The following is a 15905-nucleotide window of genomic DNA, read 5'->3' as shown; positions in this document are numbered from 1 at the left end:
GCTATAAAAATAAAATTTATGAAAAAAAAGGCCAGATATAAATTTAAATGTTTCATAAATGTTTGTATTAAAAAGGTATTTTCTTTTTTGTAGGTACGTGATATATATTGTAAGAGGGGATTGCCATGCCTTTTGATTTCAAATAGTTGTTTATACTCTCTTTAAAGCCTAAATCTCCTTTTGGTTTTGGCTTATAATTACCACTTGGAGTTTTTCCCCGTGGATGACTATGATTTAATTCCCGGATTGTATATTCATGTAAAAGTTGTTTTTTTAGTAATTCTGTCATTCCGGGTTCTTTTGCCCTAATATGTCCGGTTGTAACAAAATTCAATCCTTTATTTCCTGCAATACCGGTCATTGCTTGGCTGACTTCCACATTAGTCGTACTGCCTGTGACATTATCAGTAGCATTTTACCCCCGTCCCTGTGTGCTTATTAAAAAGATTCCCGATACCAATTGGTATCTATTTTTTTATATGTTTTGGTTTTTTCCTTGAACATCTTAATGTCTGCGGGATTGTCAGTATACGTAAAAGCAGAATAATGATCCAAAAAACCTCGGTCGATGTAAAACCTGATTGTGAATTTTCCGTCTTCGGTTTTATAAATGACAATCTCATTTCCTCCGTTTGAAATAGGAGGAATATTCCATCGTTTTAGCTTACAGATATTTTTGTTATATGATGAATTTGGCTGTAGCTGATTTGTTTTTACTAATGCAACGATTTTATTTCTTGTACTTTTTCGCAAATTCCAATCTATTTTTTCGATGAGGATGTGCCCGAAAAATAACGATAAACTTCCGATTACAATTGTCGATATAAGTCCGGCTTTTTGTATGCCGGTTATAAGCTTTTTTTTCATTAAAACAAAGGTTAGCCCAAAGGTTAATGCTGCACCTATAAGTATATAAGGAATGAAGAAAAGGCTGGTTAAGCCGGAGGTATAGTAATAAATTAACGGAGCCTGAAAGATTGCCATTAATAATACGATACCAATTAATATATTGTATCTGTATTTTCTCATAGATTTAAAGATAGTAGTGGTGCGATAAAAATCTAACCACTGTTGTTAAAATATTAATTTATAAACAAATACGATCGTTCTTTGATTTTTTGATTTGAAAGTGATTTATTAGTCTTGTAGTTTCAATACATCAAGATTATGAATCAGGGTAAATATGTATTCTCCCAAATCATCGAGTTTATATCACGTTACCAATTTGACAAGTTTGTAAAACAATATAAAGGGGATTGGCATGTCAAGAATCTAAATAGTTATAATCACCTTCTTTATCTGCTTTTCGGGCAGCTGACAGGATGTGATTCGCTCAGAGATATCTGCCTTTGTTTGGTAGTACTTTATCCCCGTCCCCGTGTGCTTTTGGAATAACATTTCATTTGCATAGCTATTTTGTATAGTTGATAGAAATAACTATCCATCCCTTTTGACGTTTCTCTAATCCATAAGTTATCATTTTAATATTCGCTTTTTTATCTTTTGCTTTGAAATAAACTTGTGCATTGTTGCCTTTGATCGTTTCTTCTATATCATAATTTCCATATCCAAAAGCGTTTGAATTTTTTTTCCCCTTACCGAGGTTATAATGAAATTTAATCATTTTTATCCAATCCTCTTTGGGATTTTTTGAGCCTAATTTTGAATATACCTGTTCTACATCTATATATTGCATCGCGTCATCTAAATGCATAGATTGTTCTGCATCTATCAGTTTTACAACAGTAACAAAAGGCGTTTCCAATTTTATCGTTTTACTGACAGAGCATGAACTCATAGATAATATTAAGAAACAAAACAGGGATGAGGTAATTTTATTTTCCATAATATTGTAAATAAGGTTTGGCGACAACAGATTTTGGACCTTTTATATTCTTAGCACCAGGTAATGTCATTACTGCATTATAAAGATTATTCGGTGCTGTAATTCTTGTATTATGATACATCACATTTAGTGGAAAAGGAACTTTTACATATTGGCTTGCATCCAAAGTTGAAAAAACAGTTTTTAGAGAACTTTCCGCAAATGTTGAGCAATTGAAATTACTTGCATTATATGCTTTATCTGAATTAGCTGTTCTGGACGTATAACCTTGAATTTTTAAATCTTGATCATAGGTTGTATTAATTTGAACAATCCCATCGGCTGCCCGTCCTTCTGCACTGACATTCCCATTCCTCGATCCTGTAGGATCTTTCGTTTTTAAGTCTTCTAAATTGTCGATTATTATTCCTTTTGAATAATCAGGTTTTACATTACTTTGTAGTTCTGTTTTCCCTATTGGACTATTGGGCCATAAATCATAATACGTCATAGTTCCGTCTTTAACCATTTCATAAGTAGTGTTTCCTTTACTATCTAAAATAATATTTCCTTTTCTATCTCTGGCTTCTTGTCGTTTATAATTATCTATTGCAATACCTGCGTGGCCTGTTTCGTTATTTTTCGAAAACCAAATTAACAAATAACTATCTCTGCCATCGGGGTCAATAACATTTGTCGGGTTGTTCCAGCAATAGTTGTACGGACTCAAATCATAATATTTTTCACTTAGGGGATCAACGGACAGCCATCTTGCCTTTTCTTTGGTGTCGAGTTGTTTTTGGGTGAGGATTTTGCCGTTTTTATCGAATAAGGTTGCAATCCCCGTTTGTGTATCCAGTTCCAGTTTTGTTAAAGAACTTGTTTTATCTTTGTTTGTGATATCGAGTTTGTACTCTCTTTTCCTTTCGTATTCGGTCGTTAAGAGTATGCCGTCACTTCCAAAGATAGAATAAGGATTTTGATTTTGCAAAGTTGTATTATACAATTTGTTTTCGGTGAATGTAATTTCGGAAGATTTATTTTTCCGAATGATTGTAAACAGACAACAACAAATGCCGATTGTTATAAGTCCCATGTAGATTTTTGTTTTCATTGCATTACGGTTTTAATTTATAGTTTACTGTCAGTATTGTTTTGTGTGCGTTGCTTGTTTTTTTCAGCTTCCATATCGTTCAGCCATTTTGAGTATTGTTGTTCGGTCATTTCGCGATATCCGAGGGCTTCTATCTTTTTCTGTGTCACTTTAAATTCTTTGTGGTTTGCCCTTAAAAATTCATCTGTTTTTTCCCCGTTTTTTTTGATATACTCCAAACCGATCGTACGGAGTGCATTGTGTTTTTCCATAAGGGCGGGCAGGTTGTGGGGGTAGTATTGGAGTGATTTGTTATAGCATTGTAGTACAAACGGAGTGTATCCGTATAAATTTTCATATCCGTTGCCCAGTTCATACAAAAGGAATGCTATGTTTTGTTTTTCACTCATGGCATCCATATAGATTTTATTTCGTATGGCTTCTGCGGAAATGTTCATGGAGGAGATGATGTAGGGATCGGATGCGAAATGGCCATTTGTCAGCTCAATGTTTACCCATCTGTTGTCTTCTCCCGGATGTTTTATGTAAAGGTGGTTTGGAGCTTGTGCCAGATAGGCCTCGGAGCCGATTTCATCGGCAAGAATTTTATAGAATATGGGCAAAGACCGGCATTGTCCCGTATGGGTTTGCATGAGTTTTGTAATGAATATTTTAGTATAGTCTTCCCGGCCGGTAAAATCTTCAAAATCGTAGGTGTAGGGTTTGTTCCCGTTCATCCAATTTGGTTTTGTGAAAAACTCAAACAGGGCATAGTTTCCGGCTGTCCGGTATTGGCCGATACCTTTTTGACGGATAAATCTTTTTAAGTTATCTGCATGTTTTGTTATTTCGGTACAAAATTTTTGGTAATCCGGTTTTCCGTTTAAATAGGCCCATTCCAGGAGAAATACGGCTCTTTTGAAACTGACAGGTGATTTTTCTTCAATCATTCCCAATATCTCATTGTAACTGATTTTATATAATGAATCCTGTGAAACAGGAATCGTATCGGCCTTTGGCATTTTTCCGTAACCGATTGTGTTTTGTTTTTTGCTGTTTTTGCAGGATATCATAAAACAGGAGAGGTTTATGATCAGAATCAGAAACAGGTATCGATGTAAAGATTTCATAGGTATTGTTTTTAAGGTTTTGTTGTTTTCTTTTAAAGGTAGCGGCGATTTTTTTATTATACAAAATAAAAACCTTATCACTGCTATTGTAATACGTTGATAATCAATCGCTGTTTTTATAAAAACCTTATCATCGTAAAATCACTCTGTTTTTGCCCTGAATAAGAAACGGAAAGACGGGGATAAACGGAAAGATTGTAAATACGGACGGTAAGAACAAGCGTTGTTTTTTCGGTGTATATTCGTGGGCGGGAGCAGAAAGGCGAGTAATTGGTTTATTTCAGTAAATTACGGGATGTCCGGGGAATGTGAACGCCGGAATTGTGAGGTAAACCGAAAGGCAGAAAGCCGTTATCAGGTAAGTAAGGTGGTTCTTTGGGTTATTGATGCCGAATCCGGAAAATGGATGTATCAATTGGAGTTCTATATAAAGCGGGAATGTTTACCGGAAATCTAGGTAAGTGCTGTTTTTGGAAAATAGCACTTTAGCCCCGTCCCCGTGATTAAAGAATCGGGAGGGGGTCGGGGATTGACGGGGAGCTTGATGCTATTCTATGTGTAGGTATTCAATGGGTTGTTGTCGGGTTTTGTCCAGAGGAAACGATTGGTAGCGAACTGTGTTGAAATCGATATTTTTCAGGTCGATGCAGCGGATGGTTGAGTTGTAGGCTGTTTTGTAATATATTTTACGGTTGGTGAGATCGATGGCGGAGGTCCATTGGGTGGCACTTGGGAGGTCGGGGGATTCGCCAACGGGATGTTCTATACCGATAGGGATGTCGAAATTATTGAGGATGTGGAAGCATTGGAGGACAGTTTCAAAGTCGGTAGGCTGCTGGGGGGCTGTTGCTTTATAAAAACTGATCCGGACGAAACGGGAAGGCGGGGTCACATCTCCGGGCAATCCTAAAAATCCTGATCCAGCCCCTAAAGCAGTCAGAGTGAGGTTGCTTAAAGTGTGTGGGGCAACACCTCCCGGAAAAAGGTTTATGTAATTGTTCAGGTTGGTGAGGTGCCATTCGAATCCGGGGGAGTTTGTTAATACTCCTACAGGGTTATCGTAAAAATGAGGAATGCCGTCTACAATTTCCAGTACCGCCTGTTTGCCGGTTGAATCGCCTATGCGCCAGTGGACGGTGGAAGTGGAGCCGGGCTCGTCTATGCCGATAATCCGGATGGAGTGAAGGGCTGTTTTAACTTCGTCGACAGAAGAGAATTGTGCAAGCATCCAGGTTACCAGTTGCAGGTCGTTTACAGTACGGAGGTTCTCTGTCGGGTCGTAGGCTGAGTAGCTTCCGTAGCGGGGAAAATAGAAAAGGCCCGCAGAAAGCCCTGCTTCATTGAGCCCTTCTGCAATGAATTCTTTTTGTATGATGGCCAGGCCGGCTACGCCGTATTTCGTTTGGAAGGTTGCTCCGTTGAGTCCTGTCGGGGTATAGGTTTTTATTTGTCTGCCTCTGGGGATAATGACGTATTCGCTGGGTAGGTAGCTTTCTCCCCACTCGATGGTGCGGGCCTGGATATAAGCCCCGTCTTTGGCTCGCAGGGAAAGCCCGGTGCAGGCCTGTAGTGAAAAATGAATGCTCAGTAAGAAAGTGAGCAGGCTGAGGGTTAGGTATCTCATAAATGATCGGTTTAAAGTTAGGTGAAATCTGCGACGGTTGGGTTGTGGATGGTCAGGCCGCCGTCTGCTATGAGGGTTTGACCTGTGAGGTATTTTGCATCTTCTGAGGCTAAAAAGGCCACAACAGAGGCGATGTCTTGTGGTTGGCCAAGGTAAGGAAGGGCGTTGTGTCGGGCAAATATTTTCCGGGTTTCTTCCGGGAGATTGCTTAGTGCTGCGGGGGTCAGTACCAGACCGGGGGCAACGGCATTACAGCGGATGTTGTGTTTTCCCATTTGGGTGGCCGTGTAGCGGGTTAAGTTGATGATCCCTGCTTTGGCAGCTCCGTAGTAAGTGCCTCTGAAATCTCCGGTGATCCCTCCGATAGAGGCTATATTCACGATATTTCCTCCTTTTTGCCGGATCATTGCCGGGATGACGAGCTGGCTTAAATAGATTGCACAACGTAGATTGATATGGAAAGCCTGATCAAAATAACTGATGTCCAGGTTTTCGATATTTTTATCTTTTTGCAGATCAGTGCCTCCGACATTGTTGACCAGAACGTCTATCCTTTGGTATTTTTCAAGTGTCAGTTCGGTCAGTGTCCGGCAGCTTTCGAGATTTTCGGCAGAGAAATAAACCGGGTAAACTTCGTTTTTTTCTGTTTTTAAGTCCTGTGCCAGAAGTGCTGTTTTTTCTTTTGCAAAATCTGCCATTACAACTGTTCCGCCTTCAGACACGATGCGCCGTGTGGTAGCTTCTCCTATTCCGGAAGCTGCCCCGGTGACGATCACAACTTTATCTTTAAATCTGTTCATTTCAATCTCTTGTTTTCTTTTATAACGATTGTGAGGGAAAATGGTTGGCAGGGTGTGTTGTGATTATTTTTAAAGCCCTCTGGAACTGCTTTCCGTGCTATAAAAGCCTGTTGTATTGTGTTATTTAGTTCTATGTATGTGGAAAATTGAAACCAGAACGCCGAAGGATAAATGAATCAAAATCTCATTCATAAACTGAATAGCACTTTACCCCCGTCCCCGGGTGCTTATTGAATCCTGGATTATGGATGTATTTAATTCAAGTCCTTTCTTCCAGTCTGATTCTGTGCTATCAAAAAAAATGGGGGTAATTTTTAATGATTTTAGTTCTTTTGTGTTAGTTGGAGATATTTTGATAATATTAAAACTTCTTTGACGGTCGTTTGTTGGCGCATATCCGCCGGTTGTATTGGTACAAATAGAAGTTATATGACGTATTTCTGAGTATCCTTGATAATTTAAACAAGAAAAAGATAAATTGAAAAAATTGGAAAAATGTGAATGTCCGGTAAGTATCAAATTGCATTTGTATTTTGTAAGTAAGTTAATAATCAATCCTGCATTAATTAATCCTTCATTGGTATCTAAATTGTTGAGGGAAAAATTAGGAAAAATATTATGATGAAAAATAGCTATTCTTAATTCATTAGGCAGTGGTTCTGCTTTTGCCCAATTGCTATTCTCAATATATTGTATGACATCATGGCTTATCATCCCAATACCTTTGTTGTGAGGATCTAAAAATACTGAATTTAGTCCCAATATTTTTATTTTACCTTGATTGAATTCTTGAGTAAAACAAAATGAATCCAAAGTAGACTGGTTAAAATTTAATTTAGTGTAGCCCACTAATTGATGAATAAAGTTTAAAGAATTATCAAATACTTTTTTATAAAATTCCTCAAGATATTTACCTGGAATCTGAGAGGTTTCTCCTTTTGAAAAATTGTTCCAATATGCATCATGATTGCCAGGTACTATTAAAAGTTTATCAAAATCATTTGTAGTATTCTTGACTATTTCCCTAAGAATTTCAGCGCAACCTGATAAATCTTTTTCTGGCATTTTACTCGCATAATCACCTGAAAATACGATAAAATCTATTGGGGATGAATTATTTTCTTTTTTTAGGAAATTTATAAGAGTGGAAAATAATTTTTTTTGTTGATTAGCTTGTATCTCGTTTAAGGTAGAATCATAATGAAAATCGCTTAAATGCAAAATTGTCAGAGGTTTGAATTGTGATATTGTGACAATATCTTTGATAAAATCCTCATCTCCTTTACTTGCTTTATCGTAAATGCCTATTAAATTGTTTTTGTATTGTTTTTTGATGGTTCTAAGATCATTTTCATATGGTTTTCTTTGGCTGGTATATATAACAAATGGAACACCTTTAAGAGAAAGACTTTCAATTAAATCTGTGTATCTCTGTTCGTCTGGATCAGTAATGTTTTTAAATTGTAGATCAATTATTATCAAGTCATAATGTTTGTTGTTATCTGTATTATTATTGCTTTTATCATTACTCCTGATAATGGCAGATAAACCTATTCCAATATTAGATATTGTTTTTATTTTTATATCTGGGTTTCCTCTTTCCAGTTCATTTTTAATTATGTTTAGAGATTTATATGATGCAGATGTTGAAACCCAATCGTCATCAATCCATAAAATATTGAATTCATTCATATCTCCAGTCGATTATAGTATTAATATTTAGTTTTTCGATAATTTTATTATGAATTGCATAAAGATCATTCTCTGTTTTTGTTTGGTTACAGATATCCACAAAGAACCATTTTGCATTTAAAGAGTTTACGATTTCGATTATAAAATCTGCAAATGCCAAAGCATTAATTTTTGTATTTCCTATCTTATTTTGAAAGACATACCAAGTCCAGATCCCATCAAGTAAAATTGCACAATTGGGACAAAATTCGTATATCTGTTTTTTTATATTATGAATATCTTCTTCCAAGTTGAAAGATAACTCTATTGTGGTCCACTTTTGGCTTCTCCTTTTTCTGTGTGATATAATTGTATTGGTATAAATTTTAAATTGTGGTAGAGTTGCAATATAAAATAGTTTATTAAAGTTTTCCATCTTTTGCTCTACGAAAACTGATTTTCCACAATTTCGTGGTCCAATGTGAAATTCAATATTCATTATTATTATATAGAGTTTGTTAAAGGAATTGTTAACGTTTTCTTTTCATCATCACCTTCGAGTAGCCATGGAGCTTTTTGGGTGTAAATATCTAAGAATTGTTTTAGATTTTTTAAACCGTTTCCACCATTAGTTGGATCCTTAAGACTTTTCACTTTTTTATTTGTATTAAGAGAGTTGATTACTTCTTTAAAATTGTAAAACTCTCTTGTATTGTCACTATATATTAAATATGTTTTATTATGGTTTTGAGTACAACTTATTTTAATATCAATAGGGGCAATTTGATTTCGTTTACCAACTTCTTTCGAATTTTCGATTAAATTCCTTATTAATTGAACTGTTAAAGTGGAATGAAACTTTGCTATAATTGTTTTTCCCCGAGTGAAGGTAACATTAATATGTTTAGGAATGGTCCCTCTGATTAAAGTAATATAATTATTAATTATCTCATTGAGATCCGTGATTTCGGCTGGTTGATTTAATTTTTCAAAATTGATATTTAAACTTTCATCAATGATGAGATTAATGTTTTTAATTTCTGATTTAGCATCATTTAAATTTTCAATTAAATCGGCTGTAGGTATAAAATTATGGATATTCCCGTTTTTAGAAAAATTTTTAACAAATAGTTCAATGTTGTTAATTGATCTTTCAATATTGTTTGTTGCATTGCTGAGATCATGCATTATAATTTGTTTTTGTTCCAATACAATTTCATTAAAAAAAGACATTCGTAATGATTGTATTCTACTGATACTATCCATATAATTGTTCAAGACATTAATTAGTTTGGCGTAATCTAGTAATAACGAGGATTTTATGTTCTTTATTTCTTGAGTGGTTAAAGCGACAAATTCTTTCGCAAAAGGAGATTTTTTCCCCTTTTGAATATAAGAATCAATATGTTCTTTATCTGTATTTAATGCTTCTGTGAGAAAGGAAATATATTCATAAAGTTTTTGATAATATTTTAATGCTTCATCCCAATTACTTAATTTAACATGGGATTCTGCTAGTTCCTGTAGTATATTTGAATATATTTTATTGATGATGGTTTTTTTATTTTCGGAAAATAATGATAAACCTTTTTGCAAAGAATTTATTGCATTTAATGTTTTAGTTTCTTCTGTTTCACCTTTACTCCAATAAGACTTTTCAAGATAGGCTAAAGCCATATGTTTTTTATCTTTATAAATTTGCGCTTCTTCAATACAATTATTAAGTATGAATTCAGCATCATCGTCTTTTAATCTATTTATTTTATATTTTAACCACTTATTTTTAGAGTAATCTATATTTTTATCAACTTTACGTAATAAAGATATAAAAATGATTTTTCGAATATATTCTGCTTTAGGGTTTTGATTTAGTCCGCTAAGGAGTTCCTCATAATTTTCTAAATTTTTTTTTAATTTTCTAATTTTTTTATTATTGATAGAATCAATAATGTCCAATTCTAATGATCTGAATGAAATTCTTTGATAACTTAGAGGATGGATTGATTTCTTTGAATTTAATAAATTATTGTATATTTCTATACTTTGTTTTGGATTAATTTTTCTAATTTCCTTAGCATAGGTGTCTAAACATATTTGGACCCAACGCTGCTTGAGGTCTGGAGGATCCGACAGTCGTGAGAAACTGATTTGACTATATTCAATGCATAGTCCATCACGTTGTAAATAATCAGAATCTAATTTAGATTGCAGTGCAAATGTATATGAAGTTTTTGCTAATTTTTGAGAGATTCTTAAAACTTCTCGAAAACATTTATTAGCTTCTTCAAATTTGCTTTGTCCTTTTAGATATTTTACTAAGCCTTTGTAGTAATTGAACCTGTCTTCGTTATTTTTTATTTTTTGTATTTTTACGTCAAATAATTCAAAAAGTCCATAGAAACCATAATAATTAATGGCATTAAGGGCCTGAGTAATTTGGTTTATGTTTAGTTTATGACCAATAAGATAACTACCAATAATTATTACAAGCCAATCTAAAGGAATCACTTCGGTATTTTCTGACATACCATAGGTGGATAAATTTAATCTTTCTTTTAATATATTAGGTTTAGGAATTTCTATTTTTGACCAATCAATATCTTTTCTCAGAGAAGTTTGAAATTCATTAATTTCTATTGTCAATTTGTTACTGTGCTGAAAATCGATAAGTTTCTCTTTGATTACAGCAAGTAAATGATTAAATTCATTCATAATACGAAATATTGTGATTATGATAAATTAAAATCCTTTTGGCTAATTTGTTTGCTATGATGTAACATCCATATTTCTCTTGTTTTGTACAGAAGTAATGCATATAATTTATCTTCATTTAATTGTTCTTCAGGTATTGGAAGATGATGATTTTCATATAATTTATATGTTTCTAAAGATTTTATGGGATTTTGCTTATCAGAAAATATTATACAATTATTATCTATAGTGTAAATGTTAGATAAATGATTAAATCTGCAATTAATTAAATTTGGAGAAAACATGGGTTTACTAATATGAGTTTTTCCATTGCCTATAAGTAATTGAGGGGTACAATTGTTATTGTGATAGTTAATAATCCATAATTTAGAGTGATTATATAAAAGTAATAGATTGAGTCTGAAACTAGATATGTGAGGTGTAATATTTTGAGAATCAATATAAAATGATTTTATGCCAACTATTTTTTCGGGTAACTTTATTTTTTGAATTTCAGTGTATTTCTTTTTTATTTCTTTATATTCTAATATATGTAATGTGTTGGTTTGGCTATCATAAAGTGCTAATGTTGGTATGTCTAAGTTTTTGATGACACAAAATGAATCTGGTGAGTATTTTTGTTTTGTCAAATCATTTAATTTATTACTAATGACAAAATTCTTTTTAGAGCTTCTATAATTGCCAATATATATATCTTTTGATTCCTTTAAAAAAAAGTATATAATAGATTCATATTCATTTATAGTAAATATACCTAATTCTGCATTTTCAATGTTTAAACTTTTATGAGGTAACTTGATCTCTTGGACATCTATTTTCTCTCCAAAGCCATTGATTGTTAGGTAAATGTTAAGAAAATAGTATTCGTTTTTTGCTTTAGCTAAAGCAAATAAGTGTCTTTTCGTACTTACTATTTGCAAAATAGAATATTCTAATTTATATTCTTCGTATGTATCATTTCGAAATTTTTCTTTAGCAATCTCTACAAATGATTTTACAGAATTGGCTTTATTTTTAGATGCGTCAGGGAAATATTGTGAATAGATTGTGTTTGATATATTATTTTTTAAAAAATATACACGTTCGTTATAAAGTACATAAGATAGTGTTGATATTTTCTCTGTAATTGCTAATTCTGAAATAGGAACCCAATAATTATTAATTGAATCCTCTTCAGATTTTTGAATTTGAAAACTATTTGATGAATATGCCAAAGGCCAATATCGATAATTTCCAATGAAATCTTTGTTATTCATGAAAAATATATTTAAAAATGAATTTTTATGTACAATTATATAAAATAATTTGTATAAATAAAAAAATGTAGTAATAAAATTTATTGATTACATTTTATTTATTTAATAGATAAAATCATATTTGAATTTAGATAAGAATTGCATATAGTTACTTAAAGGATGTTGATTCAGAAATTATAGATTGTTGAAAACACATGTAACATAAGGAGGGAGTATATTTGTGTTATTAGATGAAAATGTATGTGGATACGGAATTATTGAAAGTTCCGGTTTTCTTGTGCCTGTTATTTCTGTATTGTCAGATCAGGTAACAATTGTTTATTCCAAATCCCATTCGATACCGTAGCTTGTATTTTCTTCGAATTTGTTATCCATTTCTGATATTAGTGTATTTTTATTATGATGTTTTATTAACCTCGGAAGCAAAATGATGTTTTTAATAATGTGTTTTGTTTTTTATCCATTGGGTGTAGGGCGGCTTTTATTTGTTGTTAAATCCGGTTTCTTTGTTTTAAGCTTAAAGTTTGGTTTGTTGTAATTTATGATATTCAGTAGGGGAGCGGGGGGTAGTTTTTGTGGCTTATTTATTATTTTTGTGAATCGGAATGTTTCTATTTGAGAAGATTATGGACGGATTTGTTGATTTTTTATCGGAAAATGCGGTTTGGCTTGTACCTGTTACGGTTGCCGTTATCAGTGGTATATTCGGGGTTGTAAAATTCCGGATGGGCAAAAGGAGGACGGTCAGCCAGAAAGCAAAGACGGGAGACCGGAGTCATATTATTCAAATCGGAGGCGATTATCATGCAGACAAAACAAGAAGCTAAGGCCGGAGAAAACGCTACAATTATTCAGGTAAACGGGGATTTTAACCAGGGGCTGACCGGCGAGGATGTCCGTCGGATTTCATCGGAGGTAATAAGGCGGGAACTGGATATACTGGCCAGCGAGGCCCGTCAATTGTTTGAGGAGAGGGTGGAGCAGTTGGCCGGGCGGCTTATTGAGTCCGTGTCGAAAAAGGATCGTTTATTGTTCAGGAGGTTTAACGAGCCTGCTATACAGTTGGCGTTGCACGCTATTTATTGTGAGTATGGGAAAAGTGGCGATGAAACATTGGGAGAGGGGCTTATAGAACTCATGCTTGAAAGGTTGGGAACGACGGAAGGAAACCGGCGGCAATTGAGTCTGGATGAGGCGTTGGTGTTATTGCCGAAATTAACGAAGCCGCAGGTTGATTTTCTGGCTTTTTTTTGTTTTGCAAAAGCTCATAAAAATCTGCCTGCCGATCTGATGGTTAAAGTGATCGATGCGATGGCCGGTGTTATTCCGTCTGTCTCGGGTTTGGATTATAGGGACATGTCCTATCTCCTTTCGGTTGGATGCCTCCACCCCGTTCCCCGTTTCAGGCGGACGATCCCGATAGGAGAAGAGTTGACATATAGCTATAACAGGCTGTATCCGAATGGGATCAGTGCCGGGGTTTTGGATCAATATACGGGAGGTTTTCCCCGTGATCAGGTAAATTTGATGTTCCGGTTTGATGAAACCGTCGGTTTATATTATTTTGTTAAGGGTAGCTATCAGGAGTTGGTGGATGCGGCCCTTGTTCCGGAACGTATTGCAGGGTCAAAGCAAATTCAGGATTTGTACCATCGCTTTACGAAACAGCGGGAAGATGTCGAACGGTATTACATTCAGAGGAATCCCTTGTGGGGAGATATTTTTGAAATGTGGAAAAGATGTTGCCTGTCCCAATATGATCTTTCTTTACCGGCAGATGATATCGCCGGCCCTGCTTTAATGCGGATGCTGAAAGCTGCTCTCTGACTCCGGGAAAATCGCAATGATGGATTTTATGGGTGTGAACGGCAGTGATGGCCCGGTAATATCCGGGCAAAGAAAGGATAAGGGGATGCTGGATGAAGGGGACGGGAGACACGGCGGGATGTTCCCGTCCGCCGTGTTAGTCTGCAGTTAGTTTCCGGTAGCGTACCCGCTTGGGTTCGACATTTCCGGATAATTTGCGTTTGTGTTCTTCGTATTCGGAGTACGAGCCTTCGTAAAAGACGACATCCGAGTCTCCCTCGAATGAAAGGATATGGGTGCATATACGGTCCAGAAACCAACGGTCGTGTGAGACGACGACGGCACATCCGGCGAAGTTTTCCAATCCTTCTTCCAGTGCCCGGAGGGTGTTTACGTCGATATCGTTTGTGGGTTCGTCGAGCAGCAATACATTCGCTTCTGCTTTCAGGGTGAGTGCCAGGTGGAGGCGGTTTCTTTCTCCGCCGGATAGTACGCCACACGGCTTTTCCTGATCGGCTCCGGCGAAATTGAATTTAGAAAGGTAAGCACGCGCATTGATTTCCTTGCCTCCGACACGGATAAGTTCCTGTCCGCCGGAAATAACCTGGTAAACGGTTTTTTTCGGATCAATGTCTTTGTGGGTCTGGTCGGCATAGCCGATTCTGACTGTTTCACCTACTTCAAACGTGCCCTTGTCGATGGTTTCCATGCCCATGATCATTTTGAACAGGGTGGTTTTTCCGGCTCCGTTCGGACCGATCACACCTACGATGCCGTTGGGCGGAAGTATGAAATTCAGGTCGTCGAACAACAGTTTGGTGCCGAATGCTTTTGCAACGTGTTGCGCTTCGATCACCTTGTTTCCTAACCGGGGGCCGTTGGGAATAAAAATTTCCAGTTTGGCTTCACGCTCTTTCTGGTCTTCGTTCAGCAACGTTTCGTACGAGTTTAACCGGGCCTTACCCTTGGCTTGCCGGGCTTTGGGTGCCATGTTTATCCATTCCAGTTCGCGTTCCAGTGTTTTACGGCGTTTGCTGGCTTGCTTTTCTTCCTGGGCCATCCGTTTGGTTTTTTGATCCAGCCAGGAGGAGTAATTGCCTTTCCAGGGAATTCCTTCGCCCCGGTCGAGTTCCAGTATCCACCCGGCAACATGATCCAGGAAATACCGGTCGTGCGTGATGCAGATCACCGTGCCTGCGTATTGTTGCAAATGTTGTTCCAGCCAGTCGATGGATTCCGCATCCAGATGGTTGGTCGGTTCGTCGAGCAGCAATACATCCGGTTGCCGGAGTAACAGGCGGCATAGGGCTACCCGGCGCCGCTCTCCTCCGGAAAGGGTATCTACAAGCTGATCTTCGGGCGGACAGCGCAGTGCATCCATGGCACGTTCCAGCCGGCTGTCCAGGTTCCATCCGTCGGCAGCATCGATCTTGTCCTGCAATTCTGCCTGCCGGCTGATGAGGGCATCCATTTTTTCCGGATTATCGAGTACATCCGGGTCGCCGAATTTCTCATTTACTTCTTCAAATTCTTTCAGTGTGTCGACGATGTCTTGTACGCCTTCCTGTACGATTTCCTTGACCGTTTTGCCGGAAGCCAGTTGCGGATCCTGTTCCAGATATCCAACAGAATAACCCGGAGAGAAAACGACTTCTCCCAGGTAATCTTTTTCGATGCCGGCAATGATTTTCAACAGGGTTGATTTACCGGAACCGTTCAATCCGATAATACCGATTTTAGCTCCGTAGAAAAAAGAAAGGTATATGTTCTTTAATACTTGTTTTTGAGGAGGGAATGTTTTGCTGACTCCCACCATGGAAAAGATGATTTTTTTATCGTCTGCCATAATTGATGTATTTTTTATGATTGGTTGACTGCCTTGTCCGGAAGTGCAGGTATGCAAAGATATAATATTTCCGGTGATATTGAGCATTCGCCGGGTTCTGCGTGAAGATACCGGTCGGTTTCCCGGGGCTGGAATTTCTTTT

The 15905-nt window shown here is 36.4% G+C and carries 16 protein-coding genes; 4 read left to right on the top strand and 12 right to left on the bottom strand.

Translation table 11 applies throughout. From position 1 onward, the window contains the following. Window positions 1–67: 67 nt before the first annotated feature. Both BN8908_RS12880 and BN8908_RS12875 read right to left on the bottom strand, forming a co-directional pair. Entirely contained in the window at window positions 68–379 is a 312-nt protein-coding gene (locus BN8908_RS12880; protein ID WP_074042469.1) for a JAB-like toxin 1 domain-containing protein, read from the bottom strand. Between the two features lie 59 nt (window positions 380–438). After that, a complete protein-coding gene (locus tag BN8908_RS12875; protein ID WP_068690983.1) occupies window positions 439–1029 on the bottom strand; it encodes a hypothetical protein in 591 nt (196 codons plus the stop codon). A gap of 138 nt (window positions 1030–1167) precedes the next feature. Between BN8908_RS12875 and BN8908_RS12870 the strand changes: the two genes are divergently transcribed. Further along, window positions 1168–1395: a DUF4372 domain-containing protein gene (locus BN8908_RS12870; RefSeq protein ID WP_068690981.1), complete on the top strand. Its 228-nt coding sequence runs from the start codon at window positions 1168–1170 to the stop codon at window positions 1393–1395. 16 nt (window positions 1396–1411) lie between these two features. On the opposite strand, the gene BN8908_RS12865 is transcribed toward BN8908_RS12870, so the two are convergent. Genes BN8908_RS12865 through BN8908_RS12855 form a run of 3 tightly spaced genes read right to left on the bottom strand, consistent with a single transcriptional unit; the run spans window position 1412 to window position 4048 of the window. Continuing rightward, entirely contained in the window at window positions 1412–1846 is a 435-nt protein-coding gene (locus tag BN8908_RS12865; protein WP_235837439.1) for a hypothetical protein, read from the bottom strand. Continuing rightward, on the bottom strand, window positions 1836–2939 hold the full coding sequence (locus tag BN8908_RS12860) for an RHS repeat-associated core domain-containing protein (protein ID WP_235837438.1): 1104 nt from the start codon (window positions 2937–2939) through the stop codon (window positions 1836–1838). The genes BN8908_RS12865 and BN8908_RS12860 overlap by 11 nt, the downstream gene beginning before the upstream one ends. A gap of 17 nt (window positions 2940–2956) precedes the next feature. After that, window positions 2957–4048, bottom strand: a complete 1092-nt coding sequence (locus BN8908_RS12855) for a hypothetical protein (protein WP_068690980.1) — start codon at window positions 4046–4048, stop codon at window positions 2957–2959. A gap of 295 nt (window positions 4049–4343) precedes the next feature. On the opposite strand from BN8908_RS12855, the gene BN8908_RS18580 reads away from it, so the two are divergent. Then, window positions 4344–4505, top strand: a complete 162-nt coding sequence (locus BN8908_RS18580; RefSeq protein ID WP_021989222.1) for a hypothetical protein — start codon at window positions 4344–4346, stop codon at window positions 4503–4505. 90 nt (window positions 4506–4595) lie between these two features. Here the strand turns inward: BN8908_RS18580 and BN8908_RS12850 are convergent, their stop codons facing one another. The 6 genes from BN8908_RS12850 to BN8908_RS12825 form a co-directional block, all read right to left on the bottom strand. Then, complete coding sequence (locus tag BN8908_RS12850; protein WP_068690978.1) at window positions 4596–5672, bottom strand: linear amide C-N hydrolase; 1077 nt, start codon at window positions 5670–5672, stop codon at window positions 4596–4598. Between the two features lie 17 nt (window positions 5673–5689). Beyond that, complete coding sequence (hdhA, locus tag BN8908_RS12845; RefSeq protein WP_068690976.1) at window positions 5690–6472, bottom strand: 7alpha-hydroxysteroid dehydrogenase; 783 nt, start codon at window positions 6470–6472, stop codon at window positions 5690–5692. A 207-nt stretch (window positions 6473–6679) separates the two neighbouring features. Continuing rightward, window positions 6680–8164: a metallophosphoesterase family protein gene (locus BN8908_RS12840; protein WP_068690974.1), complete on the bottom strand. Its 1485-nt coding sequence runs from the start codon at window positions 8162–8164 to the stop codon at window positions 6680–6682. Continuing rightward, window positions 8157–8642, bottom strand: coding sequence for a bifunctional adenosylcobinamide kinase/adenosylcobinamide-phosphate guanylyltransferase (locus BN8908_RS12835; RefSeq protein ID WP_068690972.1), 486 nt, complete (start codon window positions 8640–8642; stop codon window positions 8157–8159). Before BN8908_RS12835 ends, BN8908_RS12840 begins: the two co-directional genes overlap by 8 nt. Before the next feature lie 5 nt (window positions 8643–8647). After that, window positions 8648–10855, bottom strand: coding sequence for a HAMP domain-containing histidine kinase (locus BN8908_RS12830; protein WP_068690971.1), 2208 nt, complete (start codon window positions 10853–10855; stop codon window positions 8648–8650). A gap of 17 nt (window positions 10856–10872) precedes the next feature. Further along, window positions 10873–12111, bottom strand: a complete 1239-nt coding sequence (locus BN8908_RS12825; protein ID WP_068690969.1) for a hypothetical protein — start codon at window positions 12109–12111, stop codon at window positions 10873–10875. Window positions 12112–12737: 626 nt separating this feature from the next. Here BN8908_RS12825 and BN8908_RS12820 point away from each other — a divergent pair. Further along, on the top strand, window positions 12738–12938 hold the full coding sequence (locus BN8908_RS12820; protein WP_148453324.1) for a hypothetical protein: 201 nt from the start codon (window positions 12738–12740) through the stop codon (window positions 12936–12938). Beyond that, complete coding sequence (locus tag BN8908_RS12815) at window positions 12916–13938, top strand: LPO_1073/Vpar_1526 family protein (protein WP_021989214.1); 1023 nt, start codon at window positions 12916–12918, stop codon at window positions 13936–13938. Before BN8908_RS12820 ends, BN8908_RS12815 begins: the two co-directional genes overlap by 23 nt. A 136-nt stretch (window positions 13939–14074) precedes the next feature. Here BN8908_RS12815 and ettA read toward each other — a convergent pair whose 3' ends face one another. Further along, complete coding sequence (ettA, locus tag BN8908_RS12810) at window positions 14075–15763, bottom strand: energy-dependent translational throttle protein EttA (RefSeq protein ID WP_068692285.1); 1689 nt, start codon at window positions 15761–15763, stop codon at window positions 14075–14077. Between the last annotated feature and the right edge of the window lie 142 nt (window positions 15764–15905).

It is taken from the genome of Culturomica massiliensis, assembly GCF_900091655.1.
GTDB lineage: Bacteria > Bacteroidota > Bacteroidia > Bacteroidales > Marinifilaceae > Culturomica > Culturomica massiliensis.
Note: the sequence above shows the minus strand (reverse complement) of the source record. Positions and strands in the feature narration are given on the sequence as shown.